Source organism: Puniceibacterium antarcticum, from assembly GCF_002760615.1.
Lineage (GTDB): Bacteria > Pseudomonadota > Alphaproteobacteria > Rhodobacterales > Rhodobacteraceae > Puniceibacterium > Puniceibacterium antarcticum.
Window position 1 is genome coordinate 85,541 of the sequence record NZ_AWWI01000060.1, and the last position, 14,054, is coordinate 99,594.

At 59.4% G+C, this 14,054-nt stretch carries 13 protein-coding genes and 1 tRNA gene; 7 read left to right on the forward strand and 7 right to left on the reverse strand.

The window, feature by feature from the left end:
- Positions 1 to 14 precede the first annotated feature (14 nt).
- From P775_RS08125 to P775_RS08150, 6 genes are all read right to left on the reverse strand, one after another.
- Positions 15 to 878, reverse strand: coding sequence for a CheR family methyltransferase (locus tag P775_RS08125; RefSeq protein ID WP_099910513.1), 864 nt, complete (start codon positions 876 to 878; stop codon positions 15 to 17).
- Positions 875 to 1,342, reverse strand: a complete 468-nt coding sequence (locus P775_RS08130) for a chemotaxis protein CheW (RefSeq protein WP_099910514.1) — start codon at positions 1,340 to 1,342, stop codon at positions 875 to 877. The genes P775_RS08125 and P775_RS08130 overlap by 4 nt, the downstream gene beginning before the upstream one ends.
- A complete protein-coding gene (locus tag P775_RS08135; protein WP_099910658.1) occupies positions 1,326 to 3,563 on the reverse strand; it encodes a chemotaxis protein CheA in 2,238 nt (745 codons plus the stop codon). Before P775_RS08135 ends, P775_RS08130 begins: the two co-directional genes overlap by 17 nt.
- A 1-nt stretch (position 3,564) precedes the next feature.
- Positions 3,565 to 3,936 (reverse strand): response regulator, encoded by a 372-nt coding sequence (locus P775_RS08140; RefSeq protein WP_099910515.1) that lies wholly within the window; start codon positions 3,934 to 3,936, stop codon positions 3,565 to 3,567.
- Complete coding sequence (locus P775_RS08145) at positions 3,933 to 4,154, reverse strand: STAS domain-containing protein (protein ID WP_245875608.1); 222 nt, start codon at positions 4,152 to 4,154, stop codon at positions 3,933 to 3,935. Before P775_RS08145 ends, P775_RS08140 begins: the two co-directional genes overlap by 4 nt.
- Before the next feature lie 206 nt (positions 4,155 to 4,360).
- Positions 4,361 to 5,767 carry a helix-turn-helix domain-containing protein gene (locus tag P775_RS08150; RefSeq protein ID WP_099910516.1) on the reverse strand — a complete coding sequence of 469 codons (1,407 nt, stop codon included), beginning with the start codon at positions 5,765 to 5,767 and terminating at the stop codon, positions 4,361 to 4,363.
- Positions 5,768 to 5,932: 165 nt separating this feature from the next.
- On the opposite strand from P775_RS08150, the gene P775_RS08155 reads away from it, so the two are divergent.
- The 7 genes from P775_RS08155 (at position 5,933) to P775_RS27990 (ending at position 12,453) form a co-directional block, all read left to right on the forward strand.
- Positions 5,933 to 6,919 (forward strand): Bug family tripartite tricarboxylate transporter substrate binding protein, encoded by a 987-nt coding sequence (locus P775_RS08155; RefSeq protein ID WP_099910517.1) that lies wholly within the window; start codon positions 5,933 to 5,935, stop codon positions 6,917 to 6,919.
- Between the two features lie 85 nt (positions 6,920 to 7,004).
- Positions 7,005 to 7,493: a tripartite tricarboxylate transporter TctB family protein gene (locus P775_RS08160; RefSeq protein WP_099910518.1), complete on the forward strand. Its 489-nt coding sequence runs from the start codon at positions 7,005 to 7,007 to the stop codon at positions 7,491 to 7,493.
- 12 nt (positions 7,494 to 7,505) lie between these two features.
- Positions 7,506 to 9,023, forward strand: a complete 1,518-nt coding sequence (locus tag P775_RS08165) for a tripartite tricarboxylate transporter permease (RefSeq protein WP_099910519.1) — start codon at positions 7,506 to 7,508, stop codon at positions 9,021 to 9,023.
- Between the two features lie 31 nt (positions 9,024 to 9,054).
- Complete coding sequence (locus P775_RS08170) at positions 9,055 to 10,581, forward strand: acyl--CoA ligase (protein WP_099910520.1); 1,527 nt, start codon at positions 9,055 to 9,057, stop codon at positions 10,579 to 10,581.
- 112 nt (positions 10,582 to 10,693) lie between these two features.
- Positions 10,694 to 11,674, forward strand: a complete 981-nt coding sequence (locus tag P775_RS08175) for a 2-dehydropantoate 2-reductase (RefSeq protein WP_099910521.1) — start codon at positions 10,694 to 10,696, stop codon at positions 11,672 to 11,674.
- 257 nt (positions 11,675 to 11,931) lie between these two features.
- Positions 11,932 to 12,021, forward strand: a tRNA-Ser gene (locus tag P775_RS08180).
- A 255-nt stretch (positions 12,022 to 12,276) separates the two neighbouring features.
- The gene (locus P775_RS27990; protein WP_180287373.1) at positions 12,277 to 12,453 is read left to right on the forward strand and encodes a hypothetical protein; all 177 of its coding nucleotides are present in this window, start codon (positions 12,277 to 12,279) and stop codon (positions 12,451 to 12,453) included.
- Between the two features lie 322 nt (positions 12,454 to 12,775).
- Here the strand turns inward: P775_RS27990 and P775_RS08185 are convergent, their stop codons facing one another.
- Positions 12,776 to 14,014 carry a lytic murein transglycosylase gene (locus tag P775_RS08185; protein ID WP_099910522.1) on the reverse strand — a complete coding sequence of 413 codons (1,239 nt, stop codon included), beginning with the start codon at positions 14,012 to 14,014 and terminating at the stop codon, positions 12,776 to 12,778.
- Between the last annotated feature and the right edge of the window lie 40 nt (positions 14,015 to 14,054).

Genomic DNA, 14,054 nt, shown 5'->3' on the forward strand with positions numbered 1-14,054 from the left:
ATTCCCGGCGGTATTCACCGTGGGCTGGTTTTTTGGTAGGCTGTAACACCTATGCTGCGAAACGCAGATGTTGCCGATCCTGTGACCCGCTCAGAGTGCCCGATGAACAGATATCCTGATGGAGACAGGGCATTCTGGAAACGATCCCAGAGACGGCGCTGTGTTTCTGCGTCAAAATAAATCGTCACATTACGGCAGAAGATGACATCAAACGGTCCCTTGATGGGCCAGTCTGAAATCAAGTTGAGCACACCAAATGAAACGAGGTTTCTGGCGGATTCGGATATCGTAAAATTCTTTGCATCACTTTCATTGAGATCGAGGAACCGATGCGCCGTGTTAGGGATAGCCTCGAGCTCCGACTTGGGGTAACTGGCGTCGCGAGCCCGAGCCAGAATATTTGGGTCTATATCGGTGGCCAAGATTTTGAAGTCGTAGCGTGCGACATCTGGGAACGCGCCCAAAATGGACAGCGCGATGGAATAGGGTTCCTGTCCGGAAGAGCAGCCTGCTGACCAGATGCGAATGCGTTCACCTTTTTTTGCCCTCGCCATCAGATCTGGAATGACGTCTTTGCCCAAGGCTTCGAAATGATGCATTTCCCGAAAGAAATGCGTGACATTTGTTGTCAGAGCAGAAAGCAACTCTGTTTTTTCGGCTTCTTCGTTTGCTTTGGACAAAAGCGCTAGATACTCTTGGAACGTAGATAACTTGCGCAGTCTGAGCCGTTTTGCCAACCGAGAATAGACTAGGGGTTTCTTGCTGTCGGCAAGATTGAGCCCGAATTCGGTCTTTGCAACATGTGCGATCTGCGCGAAGTCGGCATCCGTAAAAGCGAACTCCCGAGCCGCAGTTGCATTGATAGGCTCTATTGTCATGCCGCTAGCCCTGCATCTGCACCGAGAACCGCATCGAGATTGACAACGCGTATCATCTCTTCATCTACGGCGATTACGCCCTGGATGCTGTTGCGGGTCGCCTCGGATTTGATATCCGGGGTTTGCTGGATCGTATCGGTATTGACCGACAGGATTTCCGAAACGGATTCCACGAGCAGGCCGATCGTATTGCCGCCTGCCGCCGCAACAATCACCACATTCCGTTCATTGTCAGGAGTCTTGCCCAGGCCAAAACGTGCGGCAAGGTCGAAGATCGGGATGACTGCGCCGCGCAGGTTCATCACACCCAGAACGTCACTTGGTGTATGGGGAAGCGCCGTTACAGGTGCCCAGCGTCGGATTTCACGGATCTGAGTGATTTCCAGGCAATAGCTCTGACTTCCGGCTGAGAAAGCGACGAACTCAAAGGTCTTGGCTTCGGACGCTTCAGGAGTGGAATGCATGGTGAAGATCCTCTTGGTTCGCGATGATGGGCATCGGGGCGACATCGTCTGAGTTGAGCTTGACTAGTTCTTCGGGGTCGAGGATCAGCGCGATCTTGCCATCGCCGAGGATGGTTGCGGCTGACACACCGGGGATGCGGCCATAGTTGCTCTCTAGGCTCTTGATCACGACCTGCCGCTGATCATGAATGGCGTCGACCCGCAGGGCGTTCAGTTCCTGCATTTCGGTTTCGACCAGAAGAAGCACGCCGTTTCCGTTGGTGTCGACATTGCGTTGCAGGCCAAGATTCTGGGCAACATCCACGATGGGCACATAGCGTCCGCGCACTCGAAGAACTTCGCCGTACATACCGATGCGATGCAGATCGCGTGCGTGGGGCGTTATGGTTTCCAGGATCGAGGCAATGGGGATAACCATCGTTTCCTGTGCGACGGAAATCACAAATCCATCCATAACAGCCAGAGTCAGCGGAAGAATGATCGTAAAGGTGGTGCCCCTGCCGGGTGTTGATGTGATCGAAACCCGCCCGCCAAGAGCCTGCACGGCGTTTTTGACAACATCCATCCCGACACCGCGTCCAGACAGGGCGGATACCTCGGCGGCTGTTGAGAAGCCTGGCAGAAAGAGAAGGTTGTCGATCTCTGTCTCGCTCAGTTCGGCGTCCGGGGCGATCAGGCCTTTCTTTATCGCTGTCTCTAGAATGCGGGGCCGGTTCAAACCCGCGCCGTCATCGCCGATTTCGATGAAGACACTGCCAGATCGATGGGCCGCCGACATGCGAATTGTGCCGATCTCGTCCTTGCCCATCGCACGTCTTTTTTCCGGCGATTCCAGTCCGTGGTCGACCGCGTTGCGCACCATATGCGTGAGCGGATCCGCCAGCCGTTCGATCACGGTTTTGTCCACCTCGGTGGCATCGCCCACCGTCACCATGCGGGCGTTCTTTCCTGTGGCATCCGATGCCTCGCGCACGATTCTGGACATGCGCTGGAACAACGGCTTCACAGGTTGTGCGCGGATGGCCATCACCCCTTCCTGGATATCGCGGGCCAGAAGTTTGTAGGCTTCGAGTTCATTGGTCAGATTTGCCCCGGAGGGCAGGTCCAGTTCCTCGATCCGCTGAACGATCATCGCCTGGTTGATGATCAGCTCACCTACCGTGTTTATGAGCCGGTCCACCCGGTCGAGATCCACACGCAGTGTAGGTTTTGGGCCGCGGTGATCGCGATCAGCTGCGGCTGCCGTATTTGCAGGCGCTGAGGCCGCGGAAGACGACGGGGCCGGTTGTTTCACAGGGCCCCGCGCGGGGCGTTCTGGAGACATTTCTGGCGCTTCAGGGGCGGCGGAGGCTTCGGGTACGTCAGGTGCAGCCTGCGCCTTGGGCTGCTCTGCTTCAATCGTTTCCGATGGGGCCGCCGACTGCTTTTCCTGCTGTTGCACCTTTATGTCGATGTCACACAGAGAGTCGACGAATTCGAACACCTCGTGGAGCACGGTTTCGCTTTCGCTGGTTTCCAGCGTCAGTTTCCAGATGATGCCGGGCTCTGCCGGATCGAACGCCGCGAAGGCGGGGATCGCAGAGGTGTCTGCGCTGACAGTCAGGGTGCCGAGTTCTGCAATGGCATCAAACAGAAGAAGAGGTTCGTGCCCGTTTTCGAACAGAGAGCGCTTTGGCGCAAATCTGATCGCGATCTTGAGCGACGACTGACCATCGGAACTATCTGCCGATTCTGAAGAATCTGAGGTATCTTCGATGTCGAGAAGGTCGGGCAGAACCAGCTCTGCGCCAAAATCGAGACCCATTGCGTCGAAGACGATTTCCTCTTCCGCATCTTCTGCGCCAAGGTATTTTTGCAGCTCTCCCAGCACGACCGCCTGAGCATCGCGATTGGGGTCTTTGTCATCCCGAGCAGCTTCGACCAGATTTGCAAGCTGATCGCCGGAGCGCTGAAACAGCTTGAGCAGATCGGGATCGGCCTCGAGCGTATCCGAGCGGACCTTGTCCAGAACGGTTTCGAAGGTGTGTGCAAAGTGCACAAGTTCATCAAGGCCGAAAGCGCCGGCGCCGCCCTTGATCGAATGTACGGCGCGGAAGACGGCATTGACCGTCTCCTTGCTATGGTCGGGGTCTTCCATTTCGGCAAGACCTTCGACCAGCGCCTCCAGAAGCTCCTCACATTCCTCGAAGAATGTGTCCCTGATGGACTGTTGACCAGACATCTCAGGCCGCATGCCCAGTCAGGCGCCGCAGCACCGACACAAGAGATGCGTCATCAAACGGTTTGACGATCCATCCGGTTGCCCCGGCATTACGGGCACGGGCCTTGAGGTCATCCGAGCTTTCCGTGGTGAGGACAATGATCGGCACACTGGTGCGGTCGCGGTTGCGCAGGGTTTCGATCACGCCATACCCGTCCATGTTGGGCATGTTGATGTCGGTGATGACCACATCGGGGTTCACCTCAGCGAATCGCGCAACCCCTTCGACACCGTCACAGGCGGAATGGAATTCAAAGCCTGCGGTTTCCAGCGAGAGCCGCAAAAGGTTGCGGATCGTGCGAGAATCGTCGATGGCGAGGACTTTAGTGGTCATTGTTGAGCTTCCTTGTCGAAGTGATCGGGCGAGAGACCAAGGCGTTCGAGCCCGGACCGGAATGCGGGGGACATATCGATAATCTGAAATTCCAGCCCGTCGATCTGCCACTGCCGTTCGGCACTGATCAGTATCTGCAGGCGATAAGCATCGACGCGATGAACATCGCGCACCGAAAGCGTCACAGGTCCCTTTTCGACGCCTTGCAGGAAGGTCATCAAAGGGTCTTCACCCTGCCGGGGACGCTGCGCGGACAGAGCGTGAAAGTTTATTGTTGTTCCCATGACGCAGTTCACACCATTCTCGTGCCAGTTACAGCGCGTCCCCGGTGCAATATTTCCCGGTTCCGCCACCTGCAAAGTCATACGTGCGGTGTCTTAACAAAGCGTTCCGAGATGCCAGTCCCGACTGGGTTTTGTAAAAATCAACTCTCGTAACGGGTGCGGCCCCGGCGGCTGGTGTCCAGCGGCAGGTTCATGTGCAGCGGCTGATGCGCACGCTGAGCGCAGGCTTGGCGCGGGCAGATGTGGCAGTTAATGCCGATCTGGCTATAGAGTCCGGGCCCGTCCATGTTGTAGGGGCGGGCATAGCCTATCCTGTCCGCATGACTGTTTTCGCATCCTATGGCGACGACGAGGCGGCGGTCCTGGGTCTGACGGCTGAACACCGGCCGGTCGGTGGTGCGGCTGATGGTGAAGAAGCGCGCCCCGTCGGGCAGTTCTACAAATTGCGGCAGGATCAGCCCGGGCACCCGAAAGGCGCCGTGCAAATCCCAGACCGGGCAGGCGCCGCCCTCTTCGGCCAAGGTGAAGTCTGTGGCATTGAAGCGCTTGGTCACATTCCCCGCTCGATCCACGCGCAGGAAAAAGAACGGCACGCCGCGTGCCCCGTCCCGCTGAAGGGTGGTCAGACGGTGGCAGACCTGTTCAAAGCTGACCCCAAAGGTGGCGGCGATCCGGTCGATATCGTATTCGGTTTCCTGCGCGAGGGTCAGGACCTCTTCATAGGGCATGAGCAGGGCGGCGGCGAAATAGTTGGTGAGCTCGACCCGCAGCCGGGCAAGGCCTGCCTCGCTGTCGATACCGCTTTCCTTGGTCAGCCGCTCGACGATTGGGGCCGCCTCGACCAGGCCCAGCACATGGGCCAGCTGAAAGATGCGGTTGGTGTGGTCAAGCGCCTCGGACAGGGCGACGCTGTGGTTCTGCTGATCAAAGGCGCGCAGGGTTTCAGGCATGTCGCTGATGCGGCGCACCTCGGTCTGGATGTTGTGTTCGATCCGCAGGTGGCGTTTGAGAAGCGCATACATATCGTCATGCGGGCCACCGATCCGGGTGGCGACAGCCTCTGCGGAACGTTCCAGAGCGTCGAAATGATTGCCGTGATCGCGGAAAAAATCGTGAATCTGCGTCTCTGGCGTGCTGAGGCGCAGATCTGACGCGGCATCCGATCCGGCGAGCCGCTTGACCTGATCCACCACCGAGCGATGTGCCTGATAAAGCTGCACCAGCCGGGCCACCAAACGCGGCGCATGGTCGACGGCGGCGCGCAATTCTGTCAGGTCCGGCTGTTCCGAGGAAAAGAGCGGATCGCGCATGAGTGCCCGAAGATCGGCCAGTTTGGCGCCTTCGTTGTCCTGCACGAGGGAGCGGCCGTCGATGCCATAAGCCTCGGTCAGAGCCATCAGAACCTGCACGGAAAGGCTGCGCTGATTGTTTTCCAATAGATTTACATACGCGGGACTGATGGACAGGTGCCGGGCCATTTCGGCCTGGGTGTGTCCATACTGACGTCTCAGCTGGCGCAATTGCGGGCCGACTAGGGTTTTGCTCATGATAACAACATTACACTAAATTGGATTGTTGTGGTAATGATTAACACGCTTACTCCTTTTGTCGTGATATTTTCTTACGTCACGATATGTAAAGTGATGGACTTGTGAGGGGATGCGGAAAAGACCGCACGCATAGAGAGAGTCCGCACAGGAGGAGAAGTTAACATGAACAACACTTTCACGCGGCGTGTTGCGCTGGCGGTTGCGGCCTCGGCCGCGTTGATCTCGGCCACGACGACATCCGCGCTGGCTCAGGACTGGAAGCCGATAAAGCCGATCGAGATGGTGATTATGGCCGGGCAGGGCGGTGGGGCCGACCGTCTGGCACGGCTGTTCCAGTCGATGATCCAGCGCGAGAATCTGTCGAACATGCCGATCCTGCCGGTGAACAAGGGGGGCGGATCGGGCGCCGAGGCGCTGCGCTATCTCAAGGACAAGGAAGGGGATGCCTATGTCCTGATGGCGACGCTGAACAGCTATTACACCACGCCTCTGCGCACCGATATCGGCGTCGATATTGCGGAATTCACGCCGATTGCCCGTATGGCGGTCGACACTTTCGTGCTTTGGGTCAGCGAAGACAGCGGAATCACCAATCTGGACGAATATGTCGCCGCCGTGAAAGCGGCCGGCAAAGACTGGAAGATGGGGGGAACCGGCACCGGCGCAGAGGACAGTCTGGTCACGGCGATGCTGGAAAAGGAATTCGGTCTTGAGATGACCTATGTCCCGTTTGAGGGCGGTGGCGAGGTCGCGAAGTCGCTGATCGGGGGGCATATCGATTCGACGGTGAACAATCCGTCCGAACAGATGGGGTTCTACAACGCCGGCAAGGCCATTCCGATTGCCGCCTTCACCCCTGAACGCGTCGCGGCCTTTCCCGAAACCCCCACGATGATCGAGCTGGGGCATGATCTGGTCTATGCGATGCAGCGGTCGTTTGTGGCACCCAAGGACATGCCACCTGAAGCCGTCGCCTATTACACCGAGATGTTCACCAAGCTGAACGCTCTGCCAGATTGGCAGAAATACACGGTGGACGAGGCGCTCGAGGCGGATTTCCTGACTGGCGATGACCTGCAGGCCTATTTCCTGGAAGAACGTGCCAAACACGAAGCTCTGCTTAAGGCGATGGACGAACAAGCGTCCTGAGCGACACTGAAACGCAAGACCGGGCCGGGGCAACGTCAGCCCCGGCCTTGAACGTAGAAGACGATGTTCCCGGGGGGAGAATACCATGCTAGCCGCTGACCGTTTGATCGCTGCCGCATTGATGGCGCTGTCTGCCTATTTCATGTGGCATGCCACCGTGCTGCCTATCGGCTGGAATGGTGAAACCGGCGGGCCGGGGGGCGGAGGGTTTCCGTTCTGGCTGTCGGCGATCATGTTCGCAGCGGCCTGCGGCATCCTGCTCAAAACCTTTCGCTCTCAGGCGCGGTCCGGCACCTTCTTTGATCTGTCGATGGTCCGTTCGGTTCTGGCGGTGGTCATCGCGCTGGTTGTCACCATCGCGCTCATGCCGATTGTCGGCACCTATATCGCGCTGCCACTGTTCCTGTTCTGGTATCTGCGGATTTTTGGCCGACACAGCTGGGCGGTCACCGTGCCGATCACGATTCTGACGCCGGTCTTTCTGTTCTTCTTTTTCGAGGTGACGGTTAAGATCCTGTTACCCAAGGGCTTTACCGAGCCGCTCTTCTTTCCGCTATACGCATTTTTCTTCTGAGGAGCCAACGTCATGGAAATGTTTGCACATCTGGCCGACGGTTTTGCCACCTCATTGTCCCCCCTGAACATCCTGATCGTCGTGCTGGGTGTGACGGCGGGCCTGTTCATCGGCGCCATGCCTGGGCTGGGGTCGGTTAACGGGGTGGCCATCGTGCTGCCACTTACTTTTGTCGTGCCGCCGTCCTCGGCGATCATCCTGCTGGCGGCGATCTATTACGGTGCGATGTACGGGGGGGCGATATCGTCGATCCTGTTGGGAATACCCGGTGCCTCGACCGCTGTGGCGACGACCTTTGATGGTCGACCCATGGCGCAGCAGGGCAAGGCGGGGCTGGCGCTGATCGCTGCCGCCGTTGCGTCTTTTGTCGGTGGGACGATCTCTGTCATTCTGTTCACGCTTTTTGCGGCACCTCTGGCCGATATCGCGCTGAAGTTCGGACCAGCCGAGGAATTTGCGCTGGTGCTGATGGCCTTCACGACCTTTGTGGGCCTGGGGGGGGATGATATCCTCAAGACCATCGTGATGATCTGCCTTGGCCTCGTGCTGTCGACCGTCGGGCTTGACCTGATTTCCGGCCAGCCACGGCTGATCTTTTTTGACCAGCCCGGGTTTTATTCCGGCATCAGTTTTCTTGTGCTGGCCATCGGTGTCTACGGGATTGGAGAGGTGCTTTATACGATCGAAACCTCCAAGACCGCGCCTGCGGTGACGCCCGCCAAGATCACGCTCAAGGAATTGGGTCTGGGCCTGCGCGAGATGAACAAGCTGTGGAAGACTATGACCATGGGGTCGGTGCTGGGCTTTTTTGTCGGCATGCTGCCTGCGGCGGGGGCGACCCCGGCGGCGCTGATGTCTTATGGCATCGCGAAAAGCACGTCAAAGACCGGCCGGACCTTTGGCAAGGGCAATATCGAAGGTGTGGTTGCGCCCGAGACGGCCAACAATGCCGCCTCGACCGGATCGCTGCTGCCGATGCTGACGCTGGGCATTCCGGGATCACCGACCACGGCGCTGCTGCTGGGGGGCATGGTGATGTGGGGGCTGGTGCCCGGACCGATGCTGTTCATAGAACAGCCGGATTTTGTCTGGGGGCTGATCTCGTCGCTTTACACGGCGAACTTTGCAGCCGTTGCGATCAACATCGCACTGATCCCGCTGTTCGTCTGGGCGCTGCGGATGCCGTTCACCGTGCTTTGCGCGCTGGTGCTGGTGCTGTGCATCGTAGGGGGCTATGCGCCCAGCCAGAAGATGCACGACGTCTGGCTGATTGCAGGTTTCGGCGTCGGAGGCTATCTGATGCGCAAGGCGGATTATCCGATGGCGCCGCTGGTGCTGGCCCTTGTGCTGGGGCCGCTGATGGAGAAAAGTTTCCGTCAGACGCTGATTGCAGAGCGGGGGGATGTCTTTGCCTTTATTGAACGCCCGCTGTCGGGAACGTTCATGGCGCTCGCGCTGCTTTTCTTTCTGCTGCCGTTGATCAACTATCTGGTCAAAGGCGCAAAGCGTAAAATAGCTCCGGCGGAGTGACCGGGGACGGGACTAGGGAAGGACTGACCACATGACGATTCTCAAAGATCTGATTGCGCCGCATGACGCAGGCGCACCCGCCATCGGCGCGCCGGGGCGCGACTGGCTGAGCTATGGGGCGCTGCGTGAGCTGACGGCAGATATCGCCGAGACGCTGCATGGGTTCGGCATCGGGTGCGGTGACCGCGTGGCCATCGTGTTGCCGAACGGGCCGGAAATGGCCACGGCTTTTGTCACCATTGCACAGGCGGCGACCACGGCACCGCTGAACCCGGGCTACCGCGAGGATGAATATGTCTTCTACCTAGAGGATCTGAAGGCCAAGGCGCTGGTGGTCGAAGCCGGCTATGACGGCCCGGCGCTGGGCGCGGGGCAGAAGCTGGGACTGGCAATTCTGCGGGTGAATGTGGCTGGCGATGCGCCTGCGGGGCATTTCACGCTGAGCGCAGATGGCACCCCCGAGGGCACTTATGACGCCGCAGCGCCGGGCGCTGATGACGTCGCGCTGATCCTGCACACCTCTGGCACCACGTCGCGCCCCAAGATCGTGCCATTGCTGCAATCCAACATCGCCGCGTCGGCGCAGAACATCGGTGCGTCGCTTGGCCTTGTCGCGTCTGATCGGTGCCTGAACGTGATGCCGCTGTTCCATATCCATGGGTTGCTGGCGGCTGTTTCCGCTTCGCTTGCCGCAGGCGGGTCGATCTGGTGCGCGCCGGGCTTCAATGCGTTGCAGTTCTTTGCCTGGATGAAAGAGGCACAGCCAAGCTGGTACACCGCCGTGCCGACGATGCATCAGGCGATCCTGTCGCGCGCGCCGCGAAACGCGGATGTGATCAGGGATGTGCCGCTGCGCTTCCTGCGCTCCTCGTCAGCCTCGCTGCCCGCGCAGGTCATGGCGCAGCTGAACGAGGTCTTTGGCGCGCCGGTGATCGAGGCCTATGGCATGACAGAAGCTGCGCATCAGATGTGCTGCAACCCGTTCGACATGCAGAAACCCGGATCGGTCGGCAAGGCAGCGGGGCCTGAGGTGGCCGTGGCCCATGAGGCTGAGGACCGGATCATCGATGGCACGGGTGAAGTTGTCATCTCGGGCGCCAACGTAACCCCGGGCTACGAAAGCAACCCGGACGCGAATGCCAAGAACTTCTTTGAACAAGATGGCAAGCGCTGGTTCCGCACCGGGGATCAGGGCAAGATCGACACCGATGGATTCCTGCATCTGACCGGGCGTCTGAAAGAGATCATCAACCGGGGCGGTGAAAAGGTATCACCGCTTGAGGTTGACGGGGTGCTGATGGATCACCCGGCGGTTGGTCAGGTCGTGACCTTTGCCCTGCCGCATCCCAAGCTGGGTGAGGAAGTGGCGGCGGCTGTGGTGCTGAGAGAAGGTATGGAGGCAACAGAGCGCGAGATCCGCGACTTTGCCGCCGAACGGATGGCCGATTTCAAGGTGCCGCGCAAGGTGATCATCCTGGACGAGATTCCCAAGGGCGCGACCGGCAAGATGCAGCGCATCGGTCTGGCGGAAAAGCTGGGCCTGGTTGAAGACGCCTGAGGGCCTTTTCCGGTGTCTGTCCCTGTGGCAGGCACCGGAATTTTGCGTATTTGAAAAAGAGAAGAAGCAGGGGACGCCCGGCAGATGACGCCGGGGCGGTGGGTAAGACTGAATGAAGATCTGTGTGTTCGGAGCGGGCGCCATCGGCGGCTATATGGGTGTGAAGCTGGCGCAGGCGGGGGCGGATATCAGCCTTGTCGCGCGGGGGCCGCATCTGGCGGCGATGCAGGCGAAGGGTCTGAAGCTGATCGAAGAGGGCGGCGAGGAGACCGTTGCCAAGGTCACCGCGTCGGAAGATCCGGGCGAGATCGGTGTGCAGGATTATGTCATCGTGACGCTCAAGGCGCATTCGGTGCCCGCGGTGGTGGAGCGGATGCAACCGCTGATCGGCCCCAATACGACAATTGTGAGCGGGGTGAACGGGGTGCCTTGGTGGTATTTCCACAAAATCGGTGGCGAACTTGAGGGCACCCGGCTGGAGTCTGTCGATCCCGGCAACAAGCAGTGGGACGGTTTCGGGCCGGACCGGGTGCTGGGCTGCGTGGTCTATCCGGCGGCCGAGGTGATCGAACCTGGCGTGATCAAACATATCGAGGGCAACCGGTTTTCTCTGGGCGAGCCAGACGGGGCAAAATCTGACCGTGCGCTGGCCCTGTCCAGGGCCCTGTCTGAGGCGGGGTTGAAGGCGCCTGTGAGGCCGCGTCTGCGCGACGAGATCTGGGTCAAGCTCTGGGGTAATCTGTCGTTCAACCCGATCTCGGCGCTGACCCATGCGACGCTCGATGTGCTCTGCACCGATCCCGGCACGCGGGCCGTGGCAAAGGGCATGATGCTTGAAGCGCAGGCCGTTGCGGAAAAGCTGGGGGTGAAATTCCCGATTGACGTGGAAAAACGCATCGACGGCGGCGCGGCTGTTGGCGCGCACCGCACCTCGATGCTGCAGGATCTTGATCAGGGGCGTCCGATGGAGATCGACGCGCTGATCGGGTCGGTGCAGGAACTGGGGCGCGTCACGGACACAGCGACGCCGACCATCGACACGGTCCTGGCGCTGGTGCAGCTGCGGGCACGTTCTGCAGGTCTTTACACCTGAGAAAAGACGCGGACAGGCGGCGGGTTTCATGCGGGATCAGAGCGGGTCTGATGCCGGAGCAAGGCGCTTCTCTGCCTGACGCGGACTGCAAACGCCTTTTGGGCGCAGGGCCTTGCTTATGAGGGTTTTCATGGCATTGCAGCTCCTGCACTTGATCTCCGCGCGATTTTGCAGGCTTTTGGGGCTACAAAAATTTTGTCACATAAAGAGTGATTTCGCCTTGTAATACCTCTGTTTGCTTGGCTATACGCGTCAGTGGAGATGTGGCCGAGTGGTCGAAGGCGCTCCCCTGCTAAGGGAGTAGGCCCGGAAGGGTCTCGAGGGTTCGAATCCCTTCGTCTCCGCCATACTCCTTTGATGTTGCAACGTTATCAAACTTCTCTCATCTTCTGATTTTGGGCGGCCTGTTCAGGCAATATTCGGCGTGCGACGAGGTCCCTTTAACGTTGTGCACTGATACATCGCCATTGCGACTCTGTTAAACACGGCTGTTTTTGCGCATCGTGCATGAGTCTGCAGCTTTTGTCCGGGAGGAGAAATCCCAACAAGGCTGTGCCAGATGGTACGTGACAAGAATGGCCATGAACGGGTAGGTAGACCACATGAAACATGTCAAAAAAACAACCACCGAAGATGCCCTCATTCAGGAATTCTTGGAGAAGGGCGGTAAAGTCAGCGTCGGTAAAACCAAGCCGCTTCCCAGCGGGTTGGGTTTGAGCAACAACGCCTGGAACAACAAGCTGACCAAGGAAGAACGGGCCGCGCGCGACAAGAAGTGATCTGTTGCTGACTGTGCGGATTTCGCCGGGCGCCAGGCGCGAGGCTTTGCTGTTATGGCGCGCGTGAGGCATCGTGCAACCGTTTAGCATTCTGGTGTCCGTGGATGTATTGCGCCGTACCTCATGGCAGAGTCTTGACGTGACGGGGCGTTGATCTGCTGTTTTGGAAAGTGCGCTTTTACAGATTATGTCTGACTGGCAGCGGTCTCTTGAAGAGGGAAACACCTTCGCCGCGGCCCGGACCCCCCCCCCGGATTTTCGGCAGGATGGAGTCCCGACCGGGCGGCGTGGTGCCCATTGGGGTCCGCGTTTGTGAGTTCTGTCAGGGCTTTAGGGTCGCTTTCATACCTGCGTCGGGAAAGCAGGTTGCACTGTGTCCCTGCGCCTCTTGCCAGCGGCCAATCGAGCGGCGGGTCTTGAACCCGGGCAGGCCGTCCGCGCCACCCACATCATGGTCCTTCTTTTTAAGCGCGCGCTGCATTGTGGCAATATCGGAACGATAAAGCCCGCCCACGGCGCCCCATTTGGCCTGAAAGTCGCCAACGCCATACTGGATGCGGTCCCCCACATGACCGACGAACAGCGCGTAGAGGTCGCTCATGTTGTAACCTTTCAGCACATAGAAATTGGGTGTGACAAGGAAGGCCGGACCAGAACGCCCGGCGGGCATCAGCAGAAAGCCGACCCCTTGCCGTTCCTGTTCGGGAAAGGGGCGGCCAGAAACGCGGGCGATCCCGGCCTGTTCCCAGTCGCGGATGAGACGCCCTTGATCCGGCCCTTCGAGCGTACAGGACAGGGAGTGTGGCACCGTGACCTCGAACCCCCAGTCGCGGCCCGCAACCCAGCCATGACGCGCCAGATAGGTGGCGATGGAGGCGATGGTGTCCGGTTCCGAACGCCAGATGTCCGCGCGCCCGTCGCCATCGCCATCGGCGGCATATTTCAGAAAGTTGGTGGGCATGAACTGTGGCTGTCCCAGCGCCCCGGCCCAGCTGCTTTTCATCACGCTTTCGGGCGCATGACCTGCCTCGGCAATTTGCAGGGCGGCGAGGAGTTCATCGGTGAAGTAGGGGGCGCGGGTGCTCATGAAACCCTTGGTGCCCAGAACCTGGAAGGCGTTGTGGGGAATGGCCGCGCGGCCATAGCCGCTTTCGCGACCCCAGATGGCGAGGAGGATGCGGCCGGGCACCCCTGTTGCCTTTTCTGCCGCCGCCAGTGTCGCGGCGTGGCGTTTGGCCATTTGCCGACCCACCGATGTTGCCGCGTCCAGAGAGCCGCGATTGAAATATGTGCCGGGCGCGCCGAATTCTGCCTGACGCTGATGTTTTGGCGTCTGCGGTTTGGTGCCGGGGGGCAGGAGGTCAGGCAAGTCCCAGTTCAGCGTGACGCCTGCAAAGGCGTTGTCGAACGTAAGCCGAGACACGCCGGAAGAGTGGGCGCGGGGCCAGACTGTGTTTTCCAGCCAGATGCGAAATTGCCCTTCGATCCCGGCACGATCCTGTGCCGCTGTGGGAAGGGCCAGAAGGCAGAGCATAAGGCTGAGGAAAATGTTGCGCAGCATTGGAAGGTTCCTATTCAGAGGTTTCCGGCCAAAGGTTTGC

Excerpts from the sequence above, each read along its gene's own strand:
- P775_RS08170 (WP_099910520.1), top strand. The coding sequence starts at position 9,055 with ATGACGATTCTCAAAGATCTGATTGCGCCGCATGACGCAGGCGCACCC.
- P775_RS27990 (WP_180287373.1), top strand. The coding sequence starts at position 12,277 with ATGAAACATGTCAAAAAAACAACCACCGAAGATGCCCTCATTCAGGAA.
- P775_RS08155 (WP_099910517.1), top strand. The coding sequence starts at position 5,933 with ATGAACAACACTTTCACGCGGCGTGTTGCGCTGGCGGTTGCGGCCTCG.
- P775_RS08160 (WP_099910518.1), top strand. The coding sequence starts at position 7,005 with ATGCTAGCCGCTGACCGTTTGATCGCTGCCGCATTGATGGCGCTGTCT.
- P775_RS08135 (WP_099910658.1), bottom strand. The coding sequence starts at position 3,563 with ATGTCTGGTCAACAGTCCATCAGGGACACATTCTTCGAGGAATGTGAG.
- P775_RS08125 (WP_099910513.1), bottom strand. The coding sequence starts at position 878 with ATGACAATAGAGCCTATCAATGCAACTGCGGCTCGGGAGTTCGCTTTT.
- P775_RS08145 (WP_245875608.1), bottom strand. The coding sequence starts at position 4,154 with ATGACCTTCCTGCAAGGCGTCGAAAAGGGACCTGTGACGCTTTCGGTG.
- P775_RS08140 (WP_099910515.1), bottom strand. The coding sequence starts at position 3,936 with ATGACCACTAAAGTCCTCGCCATCGACGATTCTCGCACGATCCGCAAC.
- P775_RS08165 (WP_099910519.1), top strand. The coding sequence starts at position 7,506 with ATGGAAATGTTTGCACATCTGGCCGACGGTTTTGCCACCTCATTGTCC.
- P775_RS08185 (WP_099910522.1), bottom strand. The coding sequence starts at position 14,014 with ATGCTGCGCAACATTTTCCTCAGCCTTATGCTCTGCCTTCTGGCCCTT.
- P775_RS08150 (WP_099910516.1), bottom strand. The coding sequence starts at position 5,767 with ATGAGCAAAACCCTAGTCGGCCCGCAATTGCGCCAGCTGAGACGTCAG.
- P775_RS08130 (WP_099910514.1), bottom strand. The coding sequence starts at position 1,342 with ATGCATTCCACTCCTGAAGCGTCCGAAGCCAAGACCTTTGAGTTCGTC.
- P775_RS08175 (WP_099910521.1), top strand. The coding sequence starts at position 10,694 with ATGAAGATCTGTGTGTTCGGAGCGGGCGCCATCGGCGGCTATATGGGT.